A 6,441-nucleotide genomic window follows, 5' to 3' on the forward strand; every position below is an offset into this window, starting at 1 on the left:
AAGAGGAAGGGCACAGCCCTTCCTCCTGGACCTCCATCCCAGTTTTTCATTCGTTTTAATTAACAATTTATTAGACAGCCTGAAATCGTGTCCTCTTCGAGATGTGTAGAGGAGACGCGGTTTGACATCACAGATGGAGAAACGAACATGAGCGGAAAGCTTCTCTTGCGCCTGACCGTTCTGGCAGGATTGGCGGTAGGCATCGTGGCGGCCTATCAACATCGGGACATCCTGGATCCCGCCCGCCTGGAAACCCTGGTACGGAGCTGGGGAACGGCGGGCATGGGGTTGTTCATCCTGCTGTACGCCCTGGCCACCATACTCTTTTTGCCGGGATCGGTACTCACCCTGGCGGGAGGTGCCCTGTTCGGTCCCTGGCTGGGAGGTCTCCTGAGTCTGGCGGGAGCCACCATCGGGGCGGGAATTGCCTTTCTCATGGCCCGTCACCTGGCCGGCGAATGGGTGACACAACGGGCAGGAGGTATCGCGGGTCGCCTGCTGGCTGGCGTGGAGGCGGAAGGGTGGCGCTTTGTCGCTTTTGTCCGCCTGGTGCCAATCTTCCCCTTCAACCTGCTCAATTATGCCCTGGGATTGACCCGCATCGGCCTCGTTCCCTATCTCCTGGCCTCCTTGATCTGCATGGCTCCCGGGGGATTGGCCTACGCCTGGCTGGGTTTCGCCGGCAAGGAAGCGGCCAGTGGCAGCGCCGATGCCATCCGTGCCGGCCTGTGGGCACTGGCCCTGCTGGTCGTGGTTCTGCTGCTTCCCCGCTGGGTCAGGCAGGCACGCGAAACCAAACGTCATCTGACCACCACCCGCCTGCGGGAGATGCTCGCCGCCGGGGAAAATCTGACGGTACTGGATGTGCGGGATGCCGCCGACTTCAAGGGAGAAAACGGTCACGTTCCCGGCTCACGCAACATTCCCCTGCCCGAACTGGAGAGCCGACTGGAGGAGATACGGGATCTGCAACACCCCCTGGCCATTCTGTGTCACACCGACCGCCGATCCGCCACGGCCTTCCGCAAACTCGATGCCCTGGGCATCGGCCCGCTCTACCTGGTCCTCGGCGGCATCAAGCAATGGCGGCAGGAGGGGTTTCCGGTGGAACGGTGAATATCATGCGCGTCGGAATGGAACTGATCATTCTGGTCATGTTGACAGCGAGTCACACCTGGGCGGGTGGCGTGACCCCACCCTCCTCCCAGGATTGTCTCGCCTGTCACCGGGAACGGGACACCTCCCTGGTCAGTGCCTGGGAAAAAAGCCGTCACGCCAAGACCGGCATCGCCTGTCCGGCCTGCCACGGCTCGGAACACGATGGCTCCATGGCCAACCGCTCCCGTCGCAATGATGCCTGCACCGGATGTCATCTGCGGGAAACCGGCAGCTACACCCTCTCCAAACATGGCGTGATCGTCACCCTGGAGGCGAAGCAAATGGATTTTTCCCAACCATTGCAGGAGGGAAACCAGCGCGCCCCCACCTGCGCCTATTGCCATCTCCACGCCGGCGAACACGATACGGGAGCGGGCATTTTTCCCCTGGCACCAACAGATCGTTCCCCAATTCCGGACGCCACCGCCCGCGACGAATCCCGTGCGGCTCCCTGCCTGGATTGTCACGCCCCCCGTTTCGTGGAGACCTGGTTCACCACCGGCGCACGCATGCTGGAGATCGGACGCATGAAAGTCCGGGAAGCCACCGAAGTGGTGGCAAGACTCGATCATCAGGCAGCCCGTGACACTTTGCATCGTATGACACATGACCATCTGCGCAACGTCCGTCTGGGGGTGGGGCATCAATCCCCGGATGACCAGTGGTGGCATGGCCATCCGGCCCTGGATGGCGATTTGTTGCGTCTCAAGTCCAGCCTGAGTGACAAACTGCGCCAATCCACCGGACCGTGACCAATCCAGGATTTTTTTTGCCCATGACCCAAAATTTTATTTGCAATCGCGTCCGGAAATGGTATACTGTGGGTCCGATAAAACCCGCCAAGGCTATGCCCTCCTGGGTACCCTCAAACCGGCGGGTTACTTGTTTTTGCATGATTCTCTTCCCTGATTCAGTATTTATGCATTTCATTATAGATTATATAATATAATATATAAATGTTGAACATCATAAGTATGAAAAAAAATATTTTAAATCCAAGAAGTGTTTTTTTAAGATTTTTCCTGGAGAGCATTTTTATGATTGGAATTGAGTACAATAATTGCGGAATCCAAAAAAATAGAACTAGAAATATACCAATTTCTTGAAGAATATAGGCATGACGGTAAATTCCTATAATTGAGAAATATACTACGCAAAGAACAATCGACATAATGAAACCAACCACGATAGAATCTTTCATGTTTCTTCCGAATTATAAATTATAGTCGGAGATGGAAATACACTTCCATCTCCGTGAGAGTTCTTGGGATACTATCTTTTCTTACTATCCCATTTCTTCATGAACTCTATTTTTCGTCGATTCTGTTCCAGGGTGGCGTCTACTTCATCCAAAAAGTGTTGAAATGATGCCCATCCGGCGTCCCATCCCTGAATGGCTGTGTTGGGTTGTCCGCATTGGCGTGCGGATGGTTCACCCCGGTAATGACTCGGCAACCCCGTTAATTCCGAGTCATTACCGAAACTTGGCAGGCTACAGAGGCTTATTAATGTTTGTCAAGGATAATTTTGGAGTTTTTTGATTTTTTCTCTCCCATTGTAAAATTTCTATTTTTTCTAATGTTTTCTCGATTTATCGAAAATTCCACTGGGTTGTTATCAGTGTCAACCGGTTTTGTCTGCTTCTCCATTTGGGGGCGTGTGGATCGCCGGTACACCAAATGTCTTCATAATCTGCCAATCGTTCACACCATCACCTTTACCGGGATCCCTGGCCAGAGGGCAGAGGAAACGCAAATTGGTATCATCCAGGAAAATTTTATTTGCAATCGCGTTCGGAAATGGTACGCTGCGTCTCAACAAGACCCGACAAGGCTATGCCCCCCCGGGGTACCCTCAAACCGGCGGGTTACTTTTTTGCGTGATTCCCTCCCCCTGGGAAGTTTCCCGTGCATTTCAGCAAACCTCCCAAGTCCTTTGACGAGCAGATCGTTTTGTTGCAATCCCGGGGCATGATTATACATGACCCTGTCTCTGCTCGGCATTTTCTCGCTCACCTGAATTATTACCGCCTGACCGCCTACTGGTTACCCTTCGAAGCAGACCATGCCCGTCATGCTTTCCAACCCAATACCCGATTCGACGCGGTCCGGCACTCCTTGTCGCCGACTTCCACCCCGCAGAGAATCGCAAAATATACAATACCTTGGTCATGTTGGCCTGGATGATGGACCAGATCTGCCCAGGGCACCATTGGAAGGTAAGATTGCTGGATTTGATCCGGCGTCATGACATCGATACAAACGCAATGGGTTTTCCGGAAAAATTTTTCGAGCGGGCCATTTGGCAATTGGAACGGCACCCCAATACGGCACAAGGAGACGCACCCCATGTTTGACAACCTGTTGGCAGGGCAACCGGAATCGGTCGCATGGATCGTGATCGGTTTCGGTGCCCTGTTGGCCATCGCCGGCGTCCTGAAAATCATCGGCAATGGCATTTCGTTTTTGATCTGGGTCTTGCTGGTCGTTGCGGGAACCACGGCCATCCAGGCCGGGTTGCGGCATCAAAACAGCGTGCAACTCTCCCAGGAGATGCAGATGAAGCTGGGCAACATCATCGAACCCGGCAAGGCACTCTCCCAGGATGCCATGCGTGCCCTGTGTGACAATCTGACCAAATTGGATGCCAAACCCAAGACCAAAGAACCGGCGTCCGGTTTGCAGCCCACCGTGCGCCAATAACCGGCATCGGCAACCTGGAGCGGCAACCCGGGGCGGCGTGACACGCTCCCGGGTTGATCCCTGCCTTTGCGACATGACACGCTCCGGAGTTGATCTCTGCCCCTGCGGCGTGACACGCTCCCGGGTTGACCCCTGCCCTTGTGGCGTGACACGCTCCCGGGTTGACGCCTCCCCTTGCGGTCCTGGCCCCTCCCAGGGTATCCATGACCATCCGACACCCTCCTTGCGACACTCATCCGTACCAGGGTACTTATGGCCGGCATTGCGGAAAATCTGGCGAAGATCAGGGAACAAATCCGTGCCGCTGCCAGACGAGCGCACCGGGATCCGGCAACCGTGCGTCTGGTGGCGGTTTCCAAAACCCAGCCCGTGGCCGCCATACGAGAGGCCATGGCTGCCGGTCAGATCATTTTTGGTGAAAGCCGCGTCCAGGAAATTCAGGAAAAAAAATCCCTCCTGCCGGCACAGGCAGGAGAATGGCACATGATCGGCCCTTTGCAACGCAACAAGGTCAAGGTCGCCGTGACCCTGTTCGACCTGATGCACAGCGTCGATTCCGTGGCCCTGGCCGAAGAGATTCACCAACGAGTGGCGGGATCCCCTCCCCTGCCCGTCCTGGTCCAGATCAACATGGGCGGCGAACCCCAGAAAAAAGGCCTGGAACCGGCCCAGGCCGAGGCCGCCATCCGCACCATGGCCCGCTTTTCCGGCCTCGCCATCCGGGGCTTGATGACCATTCCCCCCTGGAACCCGGATCCCGAAATGACCCGGCCCTTTTTTCGGGGTCTGGCCACCCTGGCCCGGACTCTGAACCAACTGGCCATTCCGGGAGTCTCCATGTCCGAGCTTTCCATGGGCATGAGCCAGGATTTTGCCGTGGCCGTGGAAGAGGGAGCCACCCTGGTCCGCGTCGGCGCAGCCCTTTTTGGTGAACGTCAGGAGCCTGCACCATGACCCTTGTCGTGATCGTGACCATGACCTTTCCGGAAGTCGGAACGACCCTTTCGGGCAAACGTCAGGAGCCTGCACCATGACCCTGACCATGAACGTGGCTTTTCTGGGCGGTGGCAACATGGCCACGGCCCTGATCAGCGGCCTTGTCCAGGCAGGCATCTCTTCCGGACAGATCCGGGTTGCCGAACCGGATCCGCTGCGGCGCAATACCCTGCAAGAACGCTTCAAGGTCACGGTACAGGCTGACAACAGCGCCGTCTTGCCGGGCGCGGATGTGGCCGTGGTGGCCGTCAAACCGGGCGTGGTGACCAAGGTGTTGCAGGAGATCCAGGCCGGTCTGCTGCCCCAAACCCTGATTCTTTCCATCGCTGCCGGGGTCTCCCTGGCCCGTCTGGCCGAAAATCTGCCCAAGGATCAGCCCGTGATCCGGGCCATGCCCAATACCCCGGCCCTGATCGGAGCCGGCATGACGGTTCTCTGTCCGGGATGTGGGGTCCAGGAAAATCAGGTCGAAACAGCCCGCCGGATCATGCTCGCAGCGGGCAAGGTGGCGGTGATCCAGGATGAAAAACTCATGGATGCGGTCACCGCCCTCTCGGGATCGGGTCCGGCCTATCTCTATCTGGTGGCCGAGGCCCTGTCCGATGGCGGCGTGGCCTGCGGCCTGCCCCGGGATCTGGCCGATCAGTTGACGGTCCAGACCCTGCTCGGTACCAGCCAACTGCTGGCCAGCAGCGGACAACACCCGGCCATCCTGAAAAATCAGGTCACCTCCCCGGGAGGCACAACGATTGCGGCGTTGCGCAGGCTGGAAGCCGGTGGCGTCAGAAGTGCCCTCATGGAAGCCGTGGTGGCCGCCTGGCAACGCGCCAGGGAACTCTAAAAAATACGATCAGGAGTACATCGTGGGAATCTTGCACTCGATTGGCACCTTGTTGGGATTCGTCCTGCAAATCTATTCCTGGATGATCCTGGCCCGCGTTCTCATCTCCTGGGTCAATCCGGATCCCTACAATCCGATTGTCCAGTTCCTGGCCCGGTTTACCGACCCGGTGCTGCGACCCGTGCAACGTCTCCTGCCCCCCATGGGAGGTCTGGATCTCTCCCCCATTGTCGTCATGATGGGCATCATGATGCTGCAACGTCTGGTGACGGCCCTGTTCAGTGGCGTACCGGCTGGTTTGGCCCTGGGCGTCATTGCCGGAGAAATTCTCACCATTCTCCACGTCCTTCTGACCCTTTACATGCTGTTGCTGGTGGCCCGGGGAGGAATCAACATTCACTCCTGGCTCACCTTCAAGCAGGGACGACCGCTCCGCCTGAATCTGCGCCACCCGGTCAACCATTTCCTGTTTCAGGTCACCGAACCCGTCCTGCGACCCCTGCGGCGCTGGGTACCCACCTACGGCCCCCTGGATGTCACGCCGCTGGCCGCCGCTTTTCTTTTGCTTTTACTGCTGATCCTGATCCAGAATGCGGGAATGGCGGTCTCCAGCCCCGCCCGTCCTGCCGATTATATCATGCAATAAAAAAACGTATCTATTCAGAACCATTGCAAAAAAAGGGTTTGATATGAAAGACTTTGTTGGGGCTCCGCCCCAAACCCCGCCAGGAGGAAGGGCACAGC

Annotated in this window: 6 protein-coding genes and 1 pseudogene; all 7 read left to right on the plus strand. The window is 57.0% G+C overall.

Annotated elements, in window-relative coordinates; translation table 11 throughout:
* The first annotated feature begins 147 nt into the window (after nucleotides 1-147).
* The 7 genes and pseudogenes from HQL65_15660 to HQL65_15690 all read left to right on the plus strand — a co-directional run bounded on the left by HQL65_15660 (nucleotide 148) and on the right by HQL65_15690 (nucleotide 6,343).
* Nucleotides 148-1,116, plus strand: a complete 969-nt coding sequence (locus HQL65_15660) for a VTT domain-containing protein (GenBank protein ID MBF0137671.1) — start codon at nucleotides 148-150, stop codon at nucleotides 1,114-1,116.
* Nucleotides 1,117-1,121: 5 nt separating this feature from the next.
* Complete coding sequence (locus HQL65_15665) at nucleotides 1,122-1,910, plus strand: hypothetical protein (protein MBF0137672.1); 789 nt, start codon at nucleotides 1,122-1,124, stop codon at nucleotides 1,908-1,910.
* A 1,155-nt stretch (nucleotides 1,911-3,065) separates the two neighbouring features.
* Nucleotides 3,066-3,514 (plus strand): annotated as a pseudogene (locus HQL65_15670) (Abi family protein).
* Nucleotides 3,507-3,860 (plus strand): hypothetical protein, encoded by a 354-nt coding sequence (locus HQL65_15675; GenBank protein ID MBF0137673.1) that lies wholly within the window; start codon nucleotides 3,507-3,509, stop codon nucleotides 3,858-3,860. The pseudogene HQL65_15670 and the gene HQL65_15675 overlap by 8 nt, the downstream one beginning before the upstream one ends.
* 252 nt (nucleotides 3,861-4,112) lie before the next feature.
* Nucleotides 4,113-4,814: a YggS family pyridoxal phosphate-dependent enzyme gene (locus HQL65_15680; protein ID MBF0137674.1), complete on the plus strand. Its 702-nt coding sequence runs from the start codon at nucleotides 4,113-4,115 to the stop codon at nucleotides 4,812-4,814.
* A gap of 76 nt (nucleotides 4,815-4,890) precedes the next feature.
* Nucleotides 4,891-5,697, plus strand: a complete 807-nt coding sequence (locus tag HQL65_15685; protein ID MBF0137675.1) for a pyrroline-5-carboxylate reductase — start codon at nucleotides 4,891-4,893, stop codon at nucleotides 5,695-5,697.
* A 22-nt stretch (nucleotides 5,698-5,719) separates the two neighbouring features.
* The gene (locus HQL65_15690; GenBank protein ID MBF0137676.1) at nucleotides 5,720-6,343 is read left to right on the plus strand and encodes a YggT family protein; all 624 of its coding nucleotides are present in this window, start codon (nucleotides 5,720-5,722) and stop codon (nucleotides 6,341-6,343) included.
* Nucleotides 6,344-6,441: the final 98 nt, after the last annotated feature.

The sequence above is a fragment of the Magnetococcales bacterium genome (genome assembly GCA_015228935.1).
GTDB lineage: Bacteria > Pseudomonadota > Magnetococcia > Magnetococcales > DC0425bin3 > HA3dbin3.